Raw genomic sequence first — 19409 nt, 5'->3', positions numbered from 1 at the left:
CTTTAAGTGGGGGTGGGAGGTTGGTTCCGGGCACTGGGTGCGTCGTCTACGAACTCGATGCTTTCATCAGTCGCAACAAAATGGCTTAGGGTAATCGAGGACTGGACTGGAACATTTCGACTTAAGAACGCGACATTTATGGAAATCCCCTTTTCTCAAATCAGCGAACGTTTGAACAATCGCCGATTTACGGTAGCGGACAACACCCAAGGGCTATCCGGTGCAGGCACAGTATTTCATTACCATGTCGAGGAAGATGCCATTTGGAGCACTTACCAAGGCGGCCGGATCCGTACGGGTAATCAAGTCGGGCGCGTGACGGGCCCCGATACCATTGAGCTTCTTTTTCAGTGTTTGACTACGGACGGTGAGATTCTGGCCGGCTGGTCTCGTGGCACGGTAGGCGTTGATCACGCAGGGCGTCCCACTTTGGCCTTCGTATGGGGTTGGTTGTCGGGCGCGACTGGCGGTGGGGAGTCCAGCTATGTCGAGCTTGTCGCGTAGCGGTTAGAAGAGTTTCTAAAGCGTGCCGAGCTTCATCAAACGATTTGAACGGTTTGTCAGGCGTACAAGGCATACCCTGCCGCGATGAGCAGCGGATAGCATTTGACCAACTGCTTATTAGGATTAAAGTCTAAGGGAAAGATCGACCCCGTCAGTCTTTGATCCGCAACGGCTATCGCCACGCAGGTTCCTCAATGGCAGGTACAGAAAAGGAGTATTGCTCATGATCAAATACCTTCGAATGATGGCAATGATTTCAATCCTCGCGATCACGGCGGGCTGCCAAATGGGTCAATCAACTTCCGCCTCTGATGCGATGGCTGCTAACGCGGAAATGGACCGCGAGGCGAAAGCGGCGTTACAGAGTTTGTATACCAAAACGCCGCAAGCGCGCGCCCTCGCGCAGCGAGCCAAGGGTATCCTCGTTTTCCCTGATGTGCTGAAAGCGGGCCTCATCGCCGGCGCACACCATGGCGAAGGCGAATTGATTGAGAACGGAAAAGTGACGGGATACTACGCGACCACAGCAGCCTCATACGGCCTTCAGGCGGGCGTGCAGCGGTTTGGATACGTGATGTTTTTCATGACCTATTCAGCGATGAATGATCTGAAAAATGTTAATGGATTTGAGGTCGGCGTGGGCCCAAGCATCGTGGTCGTAGATTCAGGCATGGCCAAATCGATAACTACCTCGACGGCTCAATCCGATGTCTATGCGTTCATCTTTGATCAAAAGGGCTTAATGGCCGGGCTGGGATTGCAGGGTTCAAAAATTACCAGGCTCAATCGCTGAGGCCGTCTGCAAGTCGCTTACACAGAATTTAGTTGTGTTGCATCGACCGGCTGAATTCACAATCCCTGGCTGCCTGCGAGTACGTGACATTGCGCATGGGGAGTATGTTTCGTCACGGACCATCGTGATGCAGCAGAAAACTCAGCATCCAGTGCAGTTTGCAATTACTGAGCAAACACGAACAATTCTGGAGGCTTGGATGCGGCAGGCGCATCTTCGCAGTGAGGACTTTCTGTTCCCGACGCGATTGCACGGATCAGATCATCTCTCTACCAGGCAATACGCTCGAATAGTCAAAGCATGGGTAACAGCCATTGGACTTGACCCGACGATGTACGGTACCCACACGCTACGGCGAACCAAGGCTTCGTTGATCTATCGCAGGACCAAGAACTTGAGGGCAGTCCAACTCTTGCTTGGTCATACGAAGCTCGAAAGCACTGTCAGGTACTTGGGCATCGAGGTAGACGATGCTCTAGAAATGGCAGAGCAGACAGAAGTCTAATCATCCACTGCGACGGTCGAGCCCAGACCGTCGCTTTCCGACCCATAGCTGACGCTACGGATTGCAGGCGGGGGGATAGTTTTCTCGCGTCTTCGTGTGCCGTTATCGTTATATAGTGGCAACATTTTTTCGGTCAAAGGAATGGCTATGAACCCCTTAAGCTCACTCGTCGGCGTGATCGGCGCCACTTTGTCCCTGGTGTCGGCATCGCCAGCCCTGTCTGAGTCCCTGTCGCCAGTGACGGTCAAACAGGGGCGTATCTCTGTGCTGGTCGAAGGCTCGGGAACAGACATTATATTGATTCCAGGATTGGCATCGTCCTACGAAGTATGGGCTGATTTGGCCTCCAGATTGCGACAGACCCACCGTCTCCATCTCGTACAGGTAGCTGGCTTTGCCGGCTCGCCTGCCGCATCCGATCCAGAAGGGAAAGTAGCAGCGCCTACAGCCGAGGCGATTGCTGAATATATCCGCAGCCAGCGCATCGAGGCGCCGGTCATCATCGGTCATTCGTTGGGTGGTGAGGTGGCACTGATGCTTGGTGCTCGTCATCCCGACCAGGTTGGCCCCCTGATGATTGTCGATGCACTGCCTTTTTATACGTTGCTGATCGCCCCCTCGGCTACCAGTGAAACGGCCACCCCGCATGCTGCTGCGATGCGCGATGCGATGTTAGCGGCAACACCTGAGCAGGCCGAAGAGATGCAGCATGCATCCATCGCCCGTCTCGTCAAAACTGAAGCGTTCAGGCCAGGTTTGGCCGCAGCGGGGATAAGCTCGGACCGAAAGACCGTGGCCGATGCCATGTATGAACTGATGGTTACTGACCTGCGGCCTGAGCTTGAACGCATTAAGGTGCCGGTCGAGGTTGTCTATGCCTACGACCCGCTTTACGGCATAGATGCTTCCAACGTTGATGCAATGTACCGGAACGCCTATGTCTCGACCCCAAACATCAGCTTGCGACGCATTGACGACAGTTTTCACTTCGTCATGCTTGATCAATCAGAACTGTTCGCCGCTGCTGTCATCGAGTTCCTGAACCAGTGAGCGGCGGCATGGGGTTGCCAGAGTGACGAATCGCCGCAAACGGGGAAGTGGATTCGTTGCCGTGCTTGCGGGTCACTGACCGTCCGCTTTTGGCTGTGGATTCAACCGGTCGATGCAACAGATTGGCTAAATCGTTCAGCGGTTTTTTGTCGAGCTGCGGCAGTTCTCCTACAACGATTTTACAAGCTGTTCTCTTTGTAGATAGATGACTGAAAAAACTCTGCTATCAGCGAAGTAACCTGCTGTTGGATCAAATCCCGTGAGCGAGCGCCATTACCATCGCCATCCCGGCAAATGATGCCATCGCCTGGCACTTCTTCTTCGAGCATCGCTTCTGCGCCCGGTTTGCACACTGACAAGAAGCTGAAATGGCTTGCGTCGCTGATTTCGACGTAGCGGCTTGACGCCGGAGGCAGGCGTTTGGCCAGGTTGGCAGACTCCAGCTCAGCGGGAAGATCGTGCGACGGTACGCCGGCAGCGATCACCAGCGTTGGTACCGGCAGCGCGGCCAGGCTTTCATCGGTCATGCCCCGTGAGAGGCCCAGGTCCAATGTAACCACCGCCGTGACGCGTTCATCGCGCAAATCGGCGGCCAACGCGGTCTTTGATTCTGAGGTGCTGGCGGGATTCATCTTTCCATAGACGGTGCAACTTGCTAACTGCGGGTGGGCCTTGCAGTCATGGGCGAAGCGGTCTGGATCGAAACGGGCACCGGCGATCTCCAGGGCGGTCCAGCCGCCGAGTGAATGGCCCACTACTGCAATTCGGTCATTGGCGACCAAGCCGAATTTTTCAGGTTGAGCCGTGACCCCATCAATGGCTCGGCTCACATCAACGGGCCGCTGCCATAACTGCGCTGCTGCTTTTGGGCTACGGTCATGAGTGGTGCTGCCAGGGTGATTGATTGCAGCGACGATGTAACCCCTGTGAGCCAGAGCGCTGGCAAGCCAGATCTGGTTGCTCCAGTTTCCTCTGTACCCGTGGGAGAGCACCAATAATGGATGCTTGCCAGCAGCGGGCGGTGCGTCACGAACGGCAGAAGCCCCGACGAACACCACATCATCGCCAATCAATTGCGTGGCGGCGGTCGTTGCACTGGGGTACCAGACGACCATTTCCAGTGTGCGGTCATTGTGTGCGTCCGCCAGTGTGGAAGAGCGGAAGCCGACAGGGTTCTCGCCAGCGAGCGCGACAGTCGTCAGGCAGGTCAATAACAGGGCGCTAAAAGCTATTTTCAATGTCGTTTCTTCCTTGAATGGACAAGTACATGGCAACCGGAACCCGCCGTCAGGCGCATCCATCTTCGTACGGAATCTAAGCTCATGGGGTTGCCTATAAGCACGGACATTAAAGCCCACATTCGAACCGTCGCGCACGACTTTCGTCATTAACGCTGTTCGCGGTCTTTAGTCAGAATACTGAACGCTAACTTTTGGCCGATTGCCGTCAGCCGATCAGGGTAGAAATCGACCCATAGTTGTCTGGCTGAATCCTCTCACATGTATTCGCGACTAGAATTCCACTGCCGACACTTCTAAAACCTGTAGCGCCAGGTATCGAACGTTGTTTCGGTCTATGGGAAATCGCTATGACAGATCCGAAAAATAAAACCGAATCCGACGAGGATTTGGGTCAGATGGTCATAGGGCGAGGGCCCTGTACCTATCTGTTGCTGCTCTTACTTGGATTGATCCTCCTGTTTCCCTTTCTTGAGGAGGGCATATTTGCCCGCACGTTGCTCGGCATTTTGTTTTCAACCGTGCTGCTCGTGGGCGCTTTCGCCACCCGGCAGACTCAGTGGGGGTTCATCCTCAAACTGGGCCTGGCGTTGCTTGGGGTTGGCCTGCAATGGACGGCGTTGTGGGTTGGGAGTATCGCGATTCTTAATCTTGCCGGGATAGCTTATGCGGCATCTCTGGCAGTCTCGTTCATCGGAGTGCTTCGCTATATTCTCCAGCGCGGGCCGATTACGGCCGACAAGCTGCATGGCGCGCTTGCGGGTTACATCCTGCTGGCCTTCGTCTGGTCCTTCGTCTATGCCTTGCTCGAGATATCCAGCGCTGGCTCATTCGGCCCAAGCCACCTCGACTTTGGACAGCCCGGCACGTTCTTCAAACTGATCTATTTCAGCCTCACGACGCTGACGACCACCGGTTACGGTGATGTTCTCCCGTTGACCAACCATGCCCGCTCACTTGTGATGGTCGAAGAATTTTCAGGCGTCTTTTATGTGGGTGTTGTGATAGCGCGGCTTGCCGGTCTATATCCGTCGAATCAGACGAAGTGACTCTCGATTTGCCGTGGCCGAACCGAGGCCGTCAGTCGGGAGGTTATGTTCGCTGTTGATCGCTTTTCACTACGACTTCTTCGACGGGTAGTTGCCACGCAAGCCCCCGGACTTGTTGCCGGTTTTGCCGGGCAGGTTGGGCACCACCGGGCGGGATCTGGGCTGAGGGTTGGAGCGGCTGCGGGGTTGAGGTTGTTTGCTCATTGTTCACCTCCTGAAAACGCCTGGCTACTTGGCGCTCTGCATTGACACTTGGCTAGTGTGCTACGAGTTACCAGAATCCGCAGCACGCAAGTGCAGACAAAACGGGCGTGGGGCCTGGCCATAAATAAGCGGAACTGGAACTCACATCGTCAATAGCGTCTAAATTTCAGAGAGACAACCCGCCACTCTGAGGGAACGACTCATGCACAGATCACGCTCATTGGTTGCCGCGATTACATGCCTTGCGCTGGTTTGCGGCTCAGCGACCGCATTGGCTGATCCTGGTAATGGAAAGGGCCAGGGGAAACCGCAAAACAATCAAGTCCATGGCAATCAAGGCGGCAAAGGCAAAAACGCCGGAGGCGGTGATTGGAGTCATGGCCCCAGTATCAATCAGGGAAGCATTCTCGGGATCGTTGGCGAATACAGGGACTACTGGAGTCCCGGCCCTGCGTTGCCACCCGGAATTCAGAAAAACCTCGCGCGAGGAAAGCCGCTTCCACCCGGCATTGCGAAAAAGCTGGATGGACGCCTGATTGGCAGGCTGCCGCATTATGATGGATACGAATGGCAGCAAGCAGGCACCGATTTGATACTGGTCGCACTGGCAACCGGGATTATCTATGAAGTCCTCAACGGGGCCTTTGACTGATACTTGAACCCTGCGGTTGCGGTGCTTTTACCAGGTGGTGAGCGCACCGCACTCCGTCCGTCGCAGGAGTTGAACTGTCGCCGGGCAATTGCGTCCTAATGCATGCGATATCAACCACCTTACGGAAGCAATCATGCTTTTAAAAAACAAGAGTTTCGTTGCTGTCATGTCATGCGCCCTCATGCTTGCAGCCGCCCCATTACTCCCTGCTGACCTCTCTGTCATGAACTCCGCCTATGCGAAGGACGGTAACGGAGGCGGTAATGGCGGTGGTGGTGGTAACGGCGGCGGAAACGGTGGTGGTAATGGCGGTGGCCACGGCGGCGGTACAGGTGGCGGTCACAGCGGTTCCGATCACGGCAACGCCAACAGCAACGGCCATGGTAATGGACTGAGCAGCGATCATGCCGGAAGGGCGGTTCGCGACCGTGGCGAAAGCGGCAACCACTACGGCAGTGACCGCAATGGTGAGCGCGGTCATGGCACAACGACGTCTGGCATCGCCCATTCCAAAGACACTCGCGGCGTGGCCAAAGCCTCCGCAATCTCGGCCTCGACACCCGGGGATCACAACGCGAAAGGGTTGAGCAAAGCCGGGACGTCGATTTCAAAGAAATCGCACTGATCAGCGTCACTCGCAGCACGCAACCCTGAACAAAACGGGCGCCCGACAAGGCGCCCGTTTTTTTTACTCCGGTGTCAGCGCTATTCGTCCACGCTGATACCCGATCCTCCCAGTTCGTTGGGAACATCCTTCAGCTTGGGCAATCCATCCTTGATGCGCAGCACGCTCTCCTGATAGTGCACGTGAACGCCTGGCGAGTACGCGAGATCCGGAATGATCGCGGCATACACGTCGACGAGCCCCATCCCCGGGTGTTCAGTGAAGAGATGCCCGCCACACGTCTTGCACCACTTGCGGTAACTCTGTGGTGTCTTGTTGTAGGTGCCGATGTTGTCAGCCCCGCGAGTCACCTGTACCGCCTCGGGTTTCCACAGCGTGAAGGCGTTGACCGGTCCTGCTGACCAATGCCGACACGACTCGCAATGGCAATAACCCATCCCGACCGGTTCGCCACTGACCGTGAGCTCGACTGCGCCGCAAAAACAACTGCCCTTGTAAGACCGTTCACTGTTCATTACATAACTCCCGTCAATGGTTTGCCTTCACCCGTCGATATAGCGCACCGCAGTCGCCGGTGTGCGCCGCACCTGCAATTCGAAAATGTCAGGGCGCGCGTAATGCCCGGTGACGTCGAGCGCTCGCCGCGCTGGCGCCACCTGTGCGACGTCGATGTCCGCATACAAAATGCCGGCCTCCCGGTGCAGTGGGCCGGCGACGATCCGGCCTTGCGGATTGACCACCACCGAGTCGCCGTCGTTGATCCATTCCTGCGGATCGGGAAACAGTTGCGCACGCGCCGGAAAGTCTTCGGGGATGTCGCTGCCGCGCAGTGCGGTGCCACTGCCGAGCACCCAACAGCGTCCTTCGAGTGCAATGTGACGCATCGTGCTGATCCAGCCATCGCCCGTGTCGTACGTGGGGGCGACGTAGATTTCCACTCCTTGAGCATAGAGTGAATAGCGTGCCAGCGGCATGTAGTTTTCCCAGCAGATGAGCGCCCCCACGCGACCGACCGGTGTATCGACCGTACGCAACCCGCAGGCATCACCGAAGCCATGCACCATGCGCTCGGGATTCGTTGGCATCAGCTTGCGGTGTCGGTTGAGCACAGCGCCGTTCGCGCCGATAACGACTACGCTGTTATAGAGCGTGCCGCCGCCATTGCACCGGTCGCATTCATTGATGCCGCACACGATCGTCACGGCGTGAGCCCTCGCGGCCTCGCACAAAGGGCTCAGGTCACCGTTCGTAATATCAACGGCGTTGGCCAGCAGCTGCGTGTGCAACTGGCCCATGACAGCCCCGTCCTTTCCCGCCGCCAGCCGCCAGATCCACGACGGGTAACCTGGAATGAACGATTCGGGCAAAACGATCAGCGAAGCTCCCGCCGCCGCAGCTTCGGCGACCGATTGCACGGCCCGGGCGATCGTTGCGCCGCGGTCGAGCAGCACGGGCGGGCGCTGAATAATGGCAACCTTGGTCATGGCGTTCACCTTTGGTTCTTGGCTTCGAAGGCTTGAGCGTGCGCGTGGCGAAGCGGCGGGGCTAGTTCAGAATCTGAAGCGTTGTAATTGCGGAGCCCAGGCAATGGACGAAAGCTACGGTCAGTTCTGCACGGTCGCACGCGGTGCCGAAGCTCTGTGTGAACGCTGGACACCTTTGGTTGTGCGCGAGTTGTTGTGCGGCAGCAAGCGCTTCAACGAGCTGCACCGCGGCGTCCCCCGGATGTCCACCAACCTGCTGACACAGCGGCTGCGCCATCTGGAAGAAATCGGCGTCGTGCACCGCACAGCCACGGGCAAAGTCTGGGAGTACAGCCTGACCGAGGCGGGCAAGGAGTTGCGCCCGATCATCATGGCGCTGGGTCATTGGGGCGCACGCTGGATCGGCAGCCGCCTGCGCGATGATGAACTCGACGCGGGCTTGCTGATGTGGGACGTGCGCCGGTTCGTGCGCATCGAAACATTCCCGCCCCGACCGGTGGTCATCCACTTCACGTTCCGCGACGCACGGCCCGGCGAGCAAGCGTGGTGGCTCGTGGTTGAAGAGGGTGTAGCCGACCTGTGCCGCGACGACCCTGGCCGCGAACTGACCCTCGTCGTGGACTCCAGCGTGCGCGCATTGACCGAGGTGTGGACGGGCGACCGCACGCCGGGGGACGTTCTTCAGTCGCGAGAGCTGCGTGTGGATGGCGCCGTACAAGATGCGAAAAGCCTGTGGCGCTGGCTTGGCACGAGCGCGTTCGCGGGCACCCGGAGTGCGGCAGTGACCCGGTAATTCGCCTGAGTCCCAGGCGCGTTAACTGTCGGGAGTCATACGATGTTGAACGTACTTTTCATCTGCAGCCAAAACCGCCTGCGCAGCCCCACGGCCGAACGGCATTTTGCTGACTGGCCCGGCGTGAAAACCGCGTCGGCGGGCATCAGCAACGATGCGTATGTTCCGGTCAACCTGGAGCTGCTGCAGTGGGCTGAACTGATCGTTGTCATGGAGCCCATTCATCGCAACAAACTGATGGCTCGATTTGGTTCGGAACTGGCGGACAAACGCGTCGTTTGTTTGGACATACCGGATATTTTTCAGTACATGGAGCCGGCGCTGATCAAGCTATTGGATGAGAGGGTTGCGCGGTATTTGCCTTCCTGAAGTGAGCGGCAAAAGACGCCCCGTCAGCCCTGCAATGCGTTCTCTGCAATGGACTAGCCTTGAGTAACATCACGCGGGAGTAAAACGCCATGTCCCTCGCTCTCAGAAATCTGTTTGTCCTGGTCTTGGGCGGCTTTTTTTGCATGGCCGCATTCGGTGAAGGAGAAGCAGATACCGATCACCCACCGGCAATACTCCCACTGGAATCCGAGACGCTGCCAAAACTCATTGCCTATCCACCGCTTGCCGAGCCGTTGGCCCGCGGCGTTGTCATCATCCAGTATCGAACAGAGCACGCCAGGATCATGCCGGTGTTTGGCAAGGCAGCGGGTGAAGTTTCACCTCGTCTCAGCCACCTCCACGTGACGGTCGATGACTGGAAAGGTACGTGGGCGCATACCAGTGACGGCCCGATTATCCTGGTTGGACTGACGCCCGGTGCTCACAAGGTTCTTCTGGAAGTGGCCGACCCGACTCACAAGATCCTCACCGGTACGACAGTGAGTTTTACCGTTCCCGAGAAGAAATCATCGAACGTCTCCCACATGGATACTGGTGGCTGAAGCGTTCAGCGGTTTTTTCATCGTCTGGTGTTTTTCAGGGGCGGCTATTCAGCTGCCATCTTCGTAAATCGCTCACTTGAACTGAGCAACCAGCCAGTCCTTCAAACGCCCACACGCAGGATCATCCGCCTTCTTCTCATTAATCATCAAATACTGAACCGCCTCCCTGAGCGTCAGCTCTTCCGTCACCGGCCGAACCAGGCGCCCCTGCTGTACCAGATGCCTCACCAGATGATCCCAGCCCAGGGCGACACCTTGATTGTCCAGCGCCATTTGCACCAGAAGGCTGTAGTCGTTGCTGCTGAAGTAGTGCGGATTTTCCGAGGCCGCGATCTTCAGGTCATGGGACTGGAAAGCGAACCACACATTCCAGTCGACCTGTTCCGTCAACTGGGAACGGCCATAAGGGTTGAGGTCCAGCAGCACGCTGTTGCGCATGCCCTCCAGGGTGCTCAGTTCTGGATGCGCTTCCAGATAACCAGGCGTGCACACGGGATAGACGACTTCGTGAAACAAGGGGATTCGCAGATAGCCGGGGCGCAGATCACTGGTCTGGGTGATGAAAATATCCGGAATGATTCCGGGCTCCATCACCAGAAAATGCTGGGTGGTGATGACATTCAGGTCGACATCGGGATTGGCGCTGAAGAAGTCTTTGAGCCTGTGGGATAGCCAAAGCGCCGATAGGGCGGGCGAGCAGCAAAGCGTCAGGGTGCGCTTGTCACTTTTTTCCCGACGGATTCTTTCGGTTGCTTGAAAGATGTTCAGCAGGGACAGCTGCGCAGCATCGAAGAGCGCTGTGCCCGAGGCTGTCAGCCTGACTTCCCTCCCGGTGCGCGTGAACAACTCGGTGCCCAAGTAGAGTTCCAGCTCGCGAATCTGACGGCTGATCGCCGCCTGGGTGACGCACAATGCCTCGGCAGCCCGAGTGAAGTTCCGGTATTTGGCAGCGGCCACGAAGGATCTCATGGCCTTGAAGGACGGCATTGAGAGCAGGGCCTGATCAGGCTGGGAGCTTTTAGCCATAACAAAAACTACCTGTTTTCTCGAAAAAAAAGTCGGTTCTGCCCATCGGGCTCCGGGTCCACACTCTACCGCACGATGGGCTGCGGACCATGGGCCAGGCAAAGATCTGAGCAGATGACGCGCAATAGCCCCAGCTTACCCTGTATCGCGCAGCGGAATGGCTGGCGTCACGGCCCATCGAACCGCCAGCGCGAACACCAGACCAAGGAGTCGAAATGCCATATCGAACAGCGAGGGAAGCGTTCATGCAAGGTGTCCGGGCGCTCATTCCATTGAGTCCCGGTGTCGTTCCTTTCGGCCTGCTGACGGGGGTCATGGCGATCAACATGGGCATGTCGCCCGGCACGACCATGGGCATGACGCTGCTGTTCTACTCGGGTTCCGCGCAGATGGTTGCACTGCAACTGCTGCATACGGGGGTTGTGCCGCTGGCGATTGTCGTCACTGCGCTGGTCATCAACTTGCGCTTCATCATGTACAGCGCGTCACTGGCGCCTTACATGCACCACTTGCCCAAGCGCTGGACGTGGCCTTTGTCCTACATGCTTTCTGACCAGTCCTACGCGCTGTGCAGTCTCAAGCTTTCTTCGGGCGAGCTGGGGGCATTCGCACATCACTACTATGCAGGCACCGCCGTGGCGATGTGGCTGTCCTGGCAATTGTCGGTATTGGCGGGCGTCTACCTGGGCGCAAGCATCCCCGAAACCTGGTCGTTGAGCTTTGCCATACCGCTTTCCTTTCTGGCGCTTCTGGTGCCCGGCATACGTAACGCGGCGAGCCTGGGTGCCGCCGTGGTCGGAGGGATGCTCGCGGTGTTGGCGATCAACATGCCCTACAACCTTGGGCTGGTCACCGCTTCCATCGGCGGGGTCATGGCGGGACTGTTGATCGAGACGGTTCGCAAGCGCCCATTGAGCGAGGCGCGGGTCCATGACGTCGAGAGGGAGACACCATGAATGATTTAGCCTTGTGGGGGATGTTCCTGGCGGTCGGCCTGGGAACCTTCGCCATGCGCCTTTCCTTTGTCGAACTGTATGGCCGGCTGCGCATCCCGGCATTGCTGAGTCGGGCCTTGCTTTACGTACCGGCGAGTGTGCTGGCGGCCCTTGTGCTGCCCGCGGTGGTGTACCCCAACGGGCAGAGTGAGTTCGTGTTGAACAACCCGCAGATACCCGCCGCCATTATCGCGGCCTGGGTCGCCTGGCAGACTCGCAATACAGTCCTGACACTGGCGGTCGGGATGGGAGCGGTGTGGTTATTCAAGTTTATCGGGCTGTAGCGCTCCTGGACGAAACGCAACGCCCAAAGGTTCAGTCAGTTTTCAGGACCATTTTCACGTCGCGTTTCGCCTGGTTGCGCCAGACGCTCACGGTCGCTTTGTAGCCGACGCGCATGCGCGATGAGATCTCAGCGACGTCTTGGGCACTGGCGACTTCCTGGCCGCCGATTTCGACAATGACATCCAATGGCTTGATGCCGGCTTTGTCCGCCGCGCTGCCTTTGACCGTGTCGATCACCCAGGCACCCTGTGCCGACGGCAAGCCCGCAGCCTTGGCATAAGTAGAATTCACCTCGCCGAGGTTCATGCCTTGCAGGTGGGAGGAGGGCGCAGTGTTTTGCGCCGCCGATGTGCTCACCGGTAACATCGATACGGGCGTACCTCCGGGCCCGACCACCACGGGCAGAGTCTGAAACGCCTGGTAGCGCCAGACCTTGAGGTTGACCGTGGAGCCTATGGGCGCCTTGGCCAACTGCAGACGGAACTCTACGGAGTCGGCGACAGGCTGCTCATTGACCGCCACGATTAAATCATTAGTCAGTATTCCGCCCTGCTGCGCCGGGCTGCCGGCGCCAACGTTGTAGACCACTACGCCGCTGGTCGGCATGGAATACAGCGACGCTTTCTGTGCGTCGACGGTTTCCATGGCGATACCGATTTTGCCCCCCGGGAAATTGGCCGTTTTGCAGCCTTTCTCCTGCCAGGCCGGGCTGGCCGCAACTTTACGGGCCTCCGCAAGCTGTTTGACCAGCGCATTGGTGCTGGTCATATAGCCCGCCGCTTCGATAAGGGACATTTCAATGTACTCGCAGCTACGCGAGCGATAGCGGTCGGGCGTCTCGCGGTCGATGAGGCGCTGCATGTTAGCGTTTTGATCTGCCGCTAATGGAGCCTGCGCCGTACCGGCAGGCACGTCGTCGTATCCTCCCGATGCCTGCACGGCAGCACCGTACATATAGTAAAACGGGTCCAGTTGATCAACGATGCAACCGCTCAGTGATGACATCATCGCCGTCACGCCCAAGATTCGTCCCACGTTCTTAAGGCGTGTGTCCATTGTCTTTTCCCCAGAGATGCTTACGGCAAGTGCCAGAAATTCAGCGTTGTCGCGGCAAAGTAAACCAAGCTGATAGCACAGCGCTACCGTGTTTTTTTGACGCCAGGGCTGCGGACGTTCGACATCGGGGCGCGCCTTTTGGCGGGCCTATACTTCAAACGTCAGCACACTCGATGCGACCTACGTCGAGTGATCGTTCACGAGAGGAGAAGATCATGGCGCGTAAATACATCGACTGCCGCGAGTTTCCAAGCGATACCAAATGCTCGGTCGCGCTCTGCGCAGATTCTGAAAACGAACTGCTCGAGGCTGCCGCACAGCATGCGGTCAGTGTTCACAAACACACCGACTCACCGGAACTGCGTGCTCAACTGAAAACGATGTTTCACGACGGCACCCCTCCCGTTGAAGCACCGCGCTCGGTTTAGCAAAAAAAAAGGGACAGGCTGCGATTAGATGAGAATTGTCGTCTGTCCCGTTTTTCTATGGGCACCCTCAAAGGTCCCGGGGGATTAAAACGTACTACCCGGTAACGGGCTGGCGGGGCGGAAAAATACTACTGCTTCTGATCTTCCACCTCCTTCCAACTGTCGTCTGGATCAAACCGTTTCATCGACTGCGCCAGTTTGTAACCGTCAGGTCCCAAGTCTTTCTCGAACACTTGGCCTTCATGACTGATCATGAAACTCATCACCCCGGTGTCTTTATATTTCGTCGGCCAGGCGATCAGTGCAAAGCCGCGACTCATCTTGTCTCCGATAAGGTAACTGTAGGCGCCACCCGGTGCCGAAGGACCCTGGCCTTCAAGGATGCGAAAGTGGTAACCGTGCCAGTCTTCGTCGGCAATGCGTTGGCCGAACAAGGGGCCCAGCGGGCTGATCTGACCGCTGTTGTCGTCCTGCCAATAGAGCCCGTCGTGCTTGCCGGCGGTGCTGAAAAACTTCTGCGCATACTCAAGGGCGCCGTCACCGTCACGGTCCTCTGACGCATAGTCCATCTGGGCGTCGTGGTACGTCAGCGCCGATTGCAAGGCGGCCAGTTCGTTGCGGCCAATACGACGGACACGGATTTCTGCGCTGCCGGCCTTAATGTCAAAGCGCCAACCTTTCTCCACTTTTGTCATGGGGATCGGCAATGTCCAGTGGTCACTGCCCACCGACAGGATCGCCTTGCGGTCGCTGGCTTTTTCAATGGCATGTTGCTCGTGGTATTGCTTGATGAACGCATCCACATCACTGCGTTCCACGCCTTCGCGCGGGATGAAACTGCGCCATTCACTGCCCAGCAATTCTGTCAGGCGTGCCTGATCGGCGTGTTCCGTACCCAATGCGTCGACGAACGCTTGAGCGGCTTTTTCTGGCGTGGGAAATACCTGCTGTGCCGTGACAACGCACGACCATGCCAGGCCGGCAGCGATCACCAAGGCATGAGCGGGCAGGCCCATGAGCGTATTCATTCGAGGATAGTGTTTCAACGACGGCCCCCCCCCCTTTGACGCGCAGGCGGACTGGATGGCCGACTGACCTGATGGCCAGCTGATCGCGCCGCACTGGGACGTTGCGCGGATGCCTGACTGGCCCGTCCACGATTGACCTGCGCGCTGGTTTGGGACGGTGCGCGGGCGCCGGCGAATGCGTTGTTGCGGGCGCCGCCCTGACTGGCGGCGGGTCGTTGTGGCGCCCGTTGTGGCGCCGTTTGGCGCGCCTGGGCACGCTGATTGGCGTCGGCGGTCTGTCTTCTGGGCTGCTGACTCTCGCGAGTGTTTCGGGCTGTGCCTTGGCCCCTGTCAGCTGCCTTCGGTCTGTCTGCGCCTTGGCCCCTGTCAGCCACCTTCGGTCTGTCTGTACCGGCTTGCTTGCGATTGACGCCCGCAGTCTGGGCGGCACTCGCTCGATCACGGGCTTCGCGGTTACTGGTCGCAGGTCGTTCAATACCGTGCCTGTCCATCGAGCTTCGGGCTTTTTCACGGGCCTGGGCGCGCTGGGCATTGTCCCCGCGATAGGCATCACGCTGGCTGGCACCATCCAGTTGGCGGCCGTACTGTTGGCGGCTCCTGTTGTCGCGATAGGGCACGCCATCGCGATGAATGGAGTTGTGCTGCCAATTGTTATTGGTGATCTGGTTATTGCGGTTGATGTTGTTGTAGCGGTCGATGTCGATGTCGACATCGTTATTGCCCCAGTCACATTCACCCCACAAAGAGGCGACGATCGCGACGCCAGTCCCAAACGCCAGCCCGGCCATCAATGCCGAACCGGGGTAATAGGCGGGCGGCGGAGGGTAGTAAACAGGAGGTGAAGCCGGGTAGGCCCAAGTGCCGTAGGTTGTTGTCGGGTTGTAGGTGGGGACGTACACCACCTGCGGATCGGAGGGCTCAATGATAATGGTGGTGGTGTTGGCAGGGAGCTGAGCCGGCGCTGGCGCTGAGGGGGCTGGTGCGGGTGGCGCCGCGGCCTGAACCGTCACGTTTTGATACTGGTTGCTCTGCAGGTTGCCGGCTGCTTGCGCCTGATGACGCAAGCGTTGCACACCCTCCATGACATCATCGGGCTGCGCCAGGAATGCATCACCCAGGCGTTGTACCCAAACGGGATCCTGTCCCAGCGTTGCAAGGACCTGCGGAAAGGCCACCAACGCCTGCACGCTCGGATCCCACGGCTGGTTCGCCACTTGTTTGACCGCATCATCACCCTTGGCATCGGGGTGCGCCTTGGACCAGGTCACCGCCTCGGTGACTTCCCCAGGGTAAGTGGTGGCCATCAGCACCTGAGCCAGCAACGGGTCCGGGTAAAGCGCAATGGGCGCCAACATTTGATCCAGCTGCTCTTCGGTAAACACCGCGTCTTTGACCGCCGCCGCGACCGGCGCCGGCTCGGCAGCGCTTGCGGCCGCCTCCACTGGCTGCGCAAGAAGGGCAGGGCTGCTCAGAAACAGTACGGCTGACATCGCGAAAAACAACGGAATGCTCATCGCGCGGCCTCCATGTGGCCAGGCAGGTTTGAAACGACTGGATCAATGTCGGAAAGGTGAAAGCAGGTAGCCTCAATGCCTCAGGCTAAGGGTAGTAGCTAAGATATTTTTCGCCATGAGTTTTGTGTGGTGGTTTTTGAGTTGCAGACCTGTGTGACAGATGGCAGCGTCCGATGGATGTTGGCGCACCTCACATTTGCAGACACAAACACGGGCGTCATCGTGGTGCCGGTTTTCGTTTACGCCTGCATCGGTTGAAATTTCTACAAACGATGATGATTTAACGTCGCAGCCTCTCGGTAGCACCTGACTTGATCGTTTCATCATCCATCTGGCAAAGTTCTGTTTTTAAATGGAATTTTACGTTAATGCGCAGACTTGACTTGCTTGAATGCTACCCGTTGAACAATGGCGAGGTCAGTGACCGTGATCGCCATATTCATGATGCTGCATTGGCGAATGGATGGCCTGTAAGGCCCTTGCACGAAACGAAGTACGCGAATAATGCACATGACTTTGCGCATATCGCTGCTGATCATTGCGGGGCAAATAACGCATTTAACATGCAACTCGATCAAAAACTCAAAGCCTCTCCCGTTTACAGGAATTGGATTGGTTCGATGCCAAGCCTGTATGAAGTTCCGGGCATCAACAATTACAGAGATGAACGCATCACGCCAAGCCTTCTTCAAGAGCTAGGGGGGCTGTCCGCAACGCTGTCTCCGGGGCAGTTTCTATTCCATGGCGGGGCGTGGCCAGGTGAGCTGAAAGTGGGGGCTCGGGTGAGGATTGATAGACCATTTTCAACTTCGTTGAATGCCAACCCAGCTATCGTCCATGCCTACAAGGATGATCGTGAAGTCAATCGAGGAATTCACCTTTGGGTGATTGAAGTCGGGAGCGCTTTTTATCAGCCCGTCTACGTATATAACATCATCAGCCAGCGTAGGTTTAAGCAAGAGTTTGAGGTGCTTATACATCCTGGATCTGAAGCAGTTTGTCAGGGTATCGATTACTCTGGCGAATGCACTGTTATTTCGGTTTTGCTGAACTGAATTTATTTTTTGCCAAAGAAGTGTTGGCGGATTTTTTTGGGGTTTGGCTCGGCTAGGTCAATGGGGTGAGCTTCATTAACGTTGATAAATTTTCAGCGGTTGGGAAACGCTGGTGGTTAGATCCAGTGACATAAAAACGGACGCTTGCACCGCCATTTGTTCAACCGCGAGGCTTTTGAGCTGGCTGCGGTCTTTGACCGGTGCTGCTTGTGCTTTTTGCATCTCGGCAGGCTCGGTTTATTGCCCTTCGATCAGGTTCGAATGGTACGTATTGGTGATTTGCAGGAGACAGCCGAGGCGTGCAGCGGTTTCGGACGGCAAGTGGCCCGCAAGAAATTGTGTCTTTCTGGGCGGCGCGTCCGCGAGCGCAATGATCGATGGAGGCAACGCCGAGCCAGGTTTTTGATGTGATCAGGGACATAGCGGTTTTTACCGTATCAAAGTCTTCACATATTTTTTGTGAAGTCGCTTCGGCCGACTGGCTCACAAATGGATCCTTAGCCGTGCTGACGCGTAGATAGCAACTGCCAAAAAACGGGTGCGCATTGGCAGTCATTTCAGTCAGGTGCACAAACTGTAGGAGCGAGCCTGCTCGCGATGGACCTGAGGATGACGCGTTTATCCAGCAAACACGCATTTTCGTTTACGTCCATCGCGAGCAGGCTCACTCCTACAAGGGTTGCGGTCCGAGCTTGACCTTTTGTCGACTCCCGGATGATCACACCTTTAAGGGTGTTTGTTTCTTGTCAGACCTTGTCTGTACAGAGAAGAGCGCGATGAGCAAGTCAGGCAAGGGTAAGCTCTCGGACTGTGTTTTGCGCCCGCACGAAAAAGCCCGGCTGATCAGGCCGGGCTTTTTGGGTATTGCGTTGACGTGATTTGTTTATACAGCGCGGTTTTCGATCAGGCGGTCGGAGCCACCTTCGGCAACGCGGTTTTCGATCAGGCGGTCGGAGCCACCTTCAGCAACGCGATTTTCGATCAGACGATCCGAGCCACCTTCAGCAACGCGATTTTCGATCAAGCGATCCGAGCCACCTTCGGCTACACGATTTTCGATCAAACGATCCGAACCACCTTCGGCCACACGATTCTCGATCAAACGATCCGAACCACCTTCAGCCACACGACTTTCAATCAGACGATCCGAGCCGCCTTCAGCGACAACCGGGTGAGTCGAGGTAGCGGCGAAAGCGTTAACTGCAAAAACCGAGAAAGCGATGCTGAGAATGGTTTGGCGTTTCATGATCGTGTGCTCCGGGGTGTTGTTGGTTGGTATGGAGCAGATGTTACGCCGCGGATTTTTTAAGAGAACTTCATTGACGTGATGGTGACCATTGACGGCATTGATAGGGCGAGCAGCCTACCTCTGGTGAGTGTGATGATCGGGTGCAGCCCCGGCAGCCGGAACGTGACAGCGCATTGATTACATTGCGTACCAACTGTAATGCGCGACAACGCCATTCTCATTGCCACCAGTGATAAATACAGTAAGCCGCACACGACTCGCCTCGAATTGCCCACCGAACTTACTAGTGGCGCAGGTGACGACATCAGATTTTTTACTGCGTAATCAAGGTGCCTTTCATGATTAAGAACATTATGAAAACTGCTTGTCTGGCTGCACTTATTGTCACCAGCGCCACAATGTCGTTCGTCCAGGCACAACCATTGCCACTCGATAAGGTCGGTGCTTTACATAGTGAAGACGTTGAATGGCGTAGCTTTCCGGCTTTCCCGAAAGAAGTGAAACTGGCCGTGTTGGCCGGCGACCCGAGCAAGCCAGCACCCTACGTTGTCAGGGTCAAAGTGCCGAATGGCACAAAATTAATGCCCCATACGCATCCTGAGGATCGTATCTATACCGTCATGTCCGGTGTTTTCTATATTGGCTTCGGTACTGTTTTCGATCCGGCCAAGCTGGTTGCTTATGGCCCAGGCAGCGTAGTGATACTTCCGGCCAATACGCCACACTTTCACTGGGCTAAATCAGGAGAGTACATTTCACAAGTTTACGGAACGGGTCCGCTAGGCCTTGAGTATGTTGATAGCCATGATGATCCTCGTAAGGCGTCGAAGTAAGAAGGATTTGTAAGTTTCGTCCAAGGTTTTATTTGGTTTTAAAAGTAGGCAAGGGGCGAAATCTGTTTTGTCGTCCAACGAAAAAACGGGTGCCATCGGCACCCGTTTTCA

General features: G+C 56.8%; 24 protein-coding genes and 1 pseudogene. 15 read left to right on the top strand and 10 right to left on the bottom strand.

Going from position 1 to position 19409, the window contains the following annotated elements; all coding sequences use genetic code 11:
• Positions 1 to 138 precede the first annotated feature (138 nt).
• From KGB24_RS19060 to KGB24_RS19045, 4 genes and pseudogenes are all read left to right on the top strand, one after another.
• Positions 139 to 504: a hypothetical protein gene (locus KGB24_RS19060; protein ID WP_223416257.1), complete on the top strand. Its 366-nt coding sequence runs from the start codon at positions 139 to 141 to the stop codon at positions 502 to 504.
• Between the two features lie 223 nt (positions 505 to 727).
• Complete coding sequence (locus tag KGB24_RS19055; protein ID WP_008024532.1) at positions 728 to 1297, top strand: YSC84-related protein; 570 nt, start codon at positions 728 to 730, stop codon at positions 1295 to 1297.
• Between the two features lie 73 nt (positions 1298 to 1370).
• Positions 1371 to 1802, top strand: a pseudogene (locus KGB24_RS19050) (tyrosine-type recombinase/integrase); the annotation flags it as partial.
• Positions 1803 to 1949: 147 nt separating this feature from the next.
• A complete protein-coding gene (locus KGB24_RS19045; RefSeq protein ID WP_223416238.1) occupies positions 1950 to 2852 on the top strand; it encodes an alpha/beta fold hydrolase in 903 nt (300 codons plus the stop codon).
• Positions 2853 to 3031: 179 nt separating this feature from the next.
• Here the strand turns inward: KGB24_RS19045 and KGB24_RS19040 are convergent, their stop codons facing one another.
• Complete coding sequence (locus KGB24_RS19040; RefSeq protein ID WP_223416258.1) at positions 3032 to 4090, bottom strand: alpha/beta hydrolase family protein; 1059 nt, start codon at positions 4088 to 4090, stop codon at positions 3032 to 3034.
• Positions 4091 to 4440: 350 nt separating this feature from the next.
• On the opposite strand from KGB24_RS19040, the gene KGB24_RS19035 reads away from it, so the two are divergent.
• The gene (locus KGB24_RS19035) at positions 4441 to 5139 is read left to right on the top strand and encodes an ion channel (protein WP_223416239.1); all 699 of its coding nucleotides are present in this window, start codon (positions 4441 to 4443) and stop codon (positions 5137 to 5139) included.
• Between the two features lie 69 nt (positions 5140 to 5208).
• On the opposite strand, the gene KGB24_RS29230 is transcribed toward KGB24_RS19035, so the two are convergent.
• Entirely contained in the window at positions 5209 to 5343 is a 135-nt protein-coding gene (locus KGB24_RS29230) for a hypothetical protein (protein WP_263286214.1), read from the bottom strand.
• A gap of 202 nt (positions 5344 to 5545) precedes the next feature.
• On the opposite strand from KGB24_RS29230, the gene KGB24_RS19030 reads away from it, so the two are divergent.
• On the top strand, positions 5546 to 5995 hold the full coding sequence (locus tag KGB24_RS19030) for an anti-virulence regulator CigR family protein (protein WP_008030792.1): 450 nt from the start codon (positions 5546 to 5548) through the stop codon (positions 5993 to 5995).
• Between the two features lie 133 nt (positions 5996 to 6128).
• Positions 6129 to 6620: a hypothetical protein gene (locus KGB24_RS19025; protein WP_223416240.1), complete on the top strand. Its 492-nt coding sequence runs from the start codon at positions 6129 to 6131 to the stop codon at positions 6618 to 6620.
• Between the two features lie 80 nt (positions 6621 to 6700).
• Here the strand turns inward: KGB24_RS19025 and KGB24_RS19020 are convergent, their stop codons facing one another.
• Positions 6701 to 7135: a GFA family protein gene (locus KGB24_RS19020; RefSeq protein ID WP_207286558.1), complete on the bottom strand. Its 435-nt coding sequence runs from the start codon at positions 7133 to 7135 to the stop codon at positions 6701 to 6703.
• Positions 7136 to 7162: 27 nt separating this feature from the next.
• Entirely contained in the window at positions 7163 to 8104 is a 942-nt protein-coding gene (locus KGB24_RS19015) for a carbon-nitrogen hydrolase family protein (protein WP_223416241.1), read from the bottom strand.
• A 103-nt stretch (positions 8105 to 8207) separates the two neighbouring features.
• Between KGB24_RS19015 and KGB24_RS19010 the strand changes: the two genes are divergently transcribed.
• From KGB24_RS19010 to KGB24_RS19000, 3 genes are all read left to right on the top strand, one after another.
• Complete coding sequence (locus KGB24_RS19010) at positions 8208 to 8897, top strand: winged helix-turn-helix transcriptional regulator (RefSeq protein WP_008030799.1); 690 nt, start codon at positions 8208 to 8210, stop codon at positions 8895 to 8897.
• 42 nt (positions 8898 to 8939) lie between these two features.
• Positions 8940 to 9266 (top strand): low molecular weight protein tyrosine phosphatase family protein, encoded by a 327-nt coding sequence (locus tag KGB24_RS19005; RefSeq protein ID WP_223416242.1) that lies wholly within the window; start codon positions 8940 to 8942, stop codon positions 9264 to 9266.
• An 89-nt stretch (positions 9267 to 9355) separates the two neighbouring features.
• A complete protein-coding gene (locus tag KGB24_RS19000; protein WP_223416243.1) occupies positions 9356 to 9829 on the top strand; it encodes a DUF6130 family protein in 474 nt (157 codons plus the stop codon).
• A 72-nt stretch (positions 9830 to 9901) separates the two neighbouring features.
• On the opposite strand, the gene KGB24_RS18995 is transcribed toward KGB24_RS19000, so the two are convergent.
• Positions 9902 to 10855, bottom strand: a complete 954-nt coding sequence (locus tag KGB24_RS18995) for a LysR family transcriptional regulator (protein ID WP_223416244.1) — start codon at positions 10853 to 10855, stop codon at positions 9902 to 9904.
• A gap of 215 nt (positions 10856 to 11070) precedes the next feature.
• Here KGB24_RS18995 and KGB24_RS18990 point away from each other — a divergent pair, with 215 nt between their 5' ends.
• Positions 11071 to 11811 carry an AzlC family ABC transporter permease gene (locus KGB24_RS18990; RefSeq protein ID WP_032828838.1) on the top strand — a complete coding sequence of 247 codons (741 nt, stop codon included), beginning with the start codon at positions 11071 to 11073 and terminating at the stop codon, positions 11809 to 11811.
• The gene (locus tag KGB24_RS18985; protein WP_223416245.1) at positions 11808 to 12134 is read left to right on the top strand and encodes an AzlD domain-containing protein; all 327 of its coding nucleotides are present in this window, start codon (positions 11808 to 11810) and stop codon (positions 12132 to 12134) included. The genes KGB24_RS18990 and KGB24_RS18985 overlap by 4 nt, the downstream gene beginning before the upstream one ends.
• 31 nt (positions 12135 to 12165) lie before the next feature.
• On the opposite strand, the gene KGB24_RS18980 is transcribed toward KGB24_RS18985, so the two are convergent.
• Entirely contained in the window at positions 12166 to 13191 is a 1026-nt protein-coding gene (locus KGB24_RS18980) for a PDZ domain-containing protein (protein ID WP_223416246.1), read from the bottom strand.
• A gap of 215 nt (positions 13192 to 13406) precedes the next feature.
• Here KGB24_RS18980 and KGB24_RS18975 point away from each other — a divergent pair, with 215 nt between their 5' ends.
• Complete coding sequence (locus KGB24_RS18975; protein WP_008030813.1) at positions 13407 to 13619, top strand: DUF1059 domain-containing protein; 213 nt, start codon at positions 13407 to 13409, stop codon at positions 13617 to 13619.
• Positions 13620 to 13747: 128 nt separating this feature from the next.
• On the opposite strand, the gene KGB24_RS18970 is transcribed toward KGB24_RS18975, so the two are convergent.
• Positions 13748 to 14635, bottom strand: a complete 888-nt coding sequence (locus KGB24_RS18970) for a DUF2950 domain-containing protein (RefSeq protein ID WP_008030815.1) — start codon at positions 14633 to 14635, stop codon at positions 13748 to 13750.
• Between the two features lie 26 nt (positions 14636 to 14661).
• Positions 14662 to 16161, bottom strand: coding sequence for a DUF3300 domain-containing protein (locus KGB24_RS18965; protein ID WP_223416247.1), 1500 nt, complete (start codon positions 16159 to 16161; stop codon positions 14662 to 14664).
• A 368-nt stretch (positions 16162 to 16529) separates the two neighbouring features.
• Here KGB24_RS18965 and KGB24_RS18960 point away from each other — a divergent pair, with 368 nt between their 5' ends.
• A complete protein-coding gene (locus tag KGB24_RS18960; protein ID WP_223416248.1) occupies positions 16530 to 17216 on the top strand; it encodes a hypothetical protein in 687 nt (228 codons plus the stop codon).
• A gap of 75 nt (positions 17217 to 17291) precedes the next feature.
• Here KGB24_RS18960 and KGB24_RS18955 read toward each other — a convergent pair whose 3' ends face one another.
• On the bottom strand, positions 17292 to 17438 hold the full coding sequence (locus KGB24_RS18955) for a hypothetical protein (protein ID WP_223416249.1): 147 nt from the start codon (positions 17436 to 17438) through the stop codon (positions 17292 to 17294).
• Between the two features lie 661 nt (positions 17439 to 18099).
• Complete coding sequence (locus KGB24_RS18950) at positions 18100 to 18462, bottom strand: hypothetical protein (RefSeq protein ID WP_223416250.1); 363 nt, start codon at positions 18460 to 18462, stop codon at positions 18100 to 18102.
• 341 nt (positions 18463 to 18803) lie between these two features.
• Here KGB24_RS18950 and KGB24_RS18945 point away from each other — a divergent pair, with 341 nt between their 5' ends.
• Entirely contained in the window at positions 18804 to 19298 is a 495-nt protein-coding gene (locus KGB24_RS18945; protein ID WP_223416251.1) for a cupin domain-containing protein, read from the top strand.
• Positions 19299 to 19409: the final 111 nt, after the last annotated feature.

Origin of the sequence: Pseudomonas sp. BF-RE-25 (assembly GCF_019956105.1) — a bacterium.
Classification (GTDB): Bacteria; Pseudomonadota; Gammaproteobacteria; order Pseudomonadales; family Pseudomonadaceae; genus Aquipseudomonas; species Aquipseudomonas migulae.
The sequence above is the reverse complement of the archived record's forward strand: the minus strand, read 5'-3'. Positions and strand labels throughout refer to the sequence as shown.

Coding starts and splice junctions, on each gene's coding strand:
- KGB24_RS19060 (WP_223416257.1), top strand. CDS start 139: ATGGAAATCCCCTTTTCTCAAATCAGCGAACGTTTGAACAATCGCCGA.
- KGB24_RS19005 (WP_223416242.1), top strand. CDS start 8,940: ATGTTGAACGTACTTTTCATCTGCAGCCAAAACCGCCTGCGCAGCCCC.
- KGB24_RS19015 (WP_223416241.1), bottom strand. CDS start 8,104: ATGACCAAGGTTGCCATTATTCAGCGCCCGCCCGTGCTGCTCGACCGC.
- KGB24_RS18995 (WP_223416244.1), bottom strand. CDS start 10,855: ATGGCTAAAAGCTCCCAGCCTGATCAGGCCCTGCTCTCAATGCCGTCC.
- KGB24_RS18980 (WP_223416246.1), bottom strand. CDS start 13,191: ATGGACACACGCCTTAAGAACGTGGGACGAATCTTGGGCGTGACGGCG.
- KGB24_RS19055 (WP_008024532.1), top strand. CDS start 728: ATGATCAAATACCTTCGAATGATGGCAATGATTTCAATCCTCGCGATC.
- KGB24_RS19020 (WP_207286558.1), bottom strand. CDS start 7,135: ATGAACAGTGAACGGTCTTACAAGGGCAGTTGTTTTTGCGGCGCAGTC.
- KGB24_RS18975 (WP_008030813.1), top strand. CDS start 13,407: ATGGCGCGTAAATACATCGACTGCCGCGAGTTTCCAAGCGATACCAAA.
- KGB24_RS19010 (WP_008030799.1), top strand. CDS start 8,208: ATGGACGAAAGCTACGGTCAGTTCTGCACGGTCGCACGCGGTGCCGAA.
- KGB24_RS19045 (WP_223416238.1), top strand. CDS start 1,950: ATGAACCCCTTAAGCTCACTCGTCGGCGTGATCGGCGCCACTTTGTCC.
- KGB24_RS18950 (WP_223416250.1), bottom strand. CDS start 18,462: ATGAAACGCCAAACCATTCTCAGCATCGCTTTCTCGGTTTTTGCAGTT.
- KGB24_RS19000 (WP_223416243.1), top strand. CDS start 9,356: ATGTCCCTCGCTCTCAGAAATCTGTTTGTCCTGGTCTTGGGCGGCTTT.
- KGB24_RS29230 (WP_263286214.1), bottom strand. CDS start 5,343: ATGAGCAAACAACCTCAACCCCGCAGCCGCTCCAACCCTCAGCCCAGA.
- KGB24_RS18965 (WP_223416247.1), bottom strand. CDS start 16,161: ATGAGCATTCCGTTGTTTTTCGCGATGTCAGCCGTACTGTTTCTGAGC.
- KGB24_RS18985 (WP_223416245.1), top strand. CDS start 11,808: ATGAATGATTTAGCCTTGTGGGGGATGTTCCTGGCGGTCGGCCTGGGA.
- KGB24_RS18955 (WP_223416249.1), bottom strand. CDS start 17,438: ATGCAAAAAGCACAAGCAGCACCGGTCAAAGACCGCAGCCAGCTCAAA.
- KGB24_RS18990 (WP_032828838.1), top strand. CDS start 11,071: ATGCCATATCGAACAGCGAGGGAAGCGTTCATGCAAGGTGTCCGGGCG.
- KGB24_RS19035 (WP_223416239.1), top strand. CDS start 4,441: ATGACAGATCCGAAAAATAAAACCGAATCCGACGAGGATTTGGGTCAG.
- KGB24_RS19025 (WP_223416240.1), top strand. CDS start 6,129: ATGCTTTTAAAAAACAAGAGTTTCGTTGCTGTCATGTCATGCGCCCTC.
- KGB24_RS18945 (WP_223416251.1), top strand. CDS start 18,804: ATGATTAAGAACATTATGAAAACTGCTTGTCTGGCTGCACTTATTGTC.
- KGB24_RS19030 (WP_008030792.1), top strand. CDS start 5,546: ATGCACAGATCACGCTCATTGGTTGCCGCGATTACATGCCTTGCGCTG.
- KGB24_RS18960 (WP_223416248.1), top strand. CDS start 16,530: ATGCGCAGACTTGACTTGCTTGAATGCTACCCGTTGAACAATGGCGAG.
- KGB24_RS18970 (WP_008030815.1), bottom strand. CDS start 14,635: ATGGGCCTGCCCGCTCATGCCTTGGTGATCGCTGCCGGCCTGGCATGG.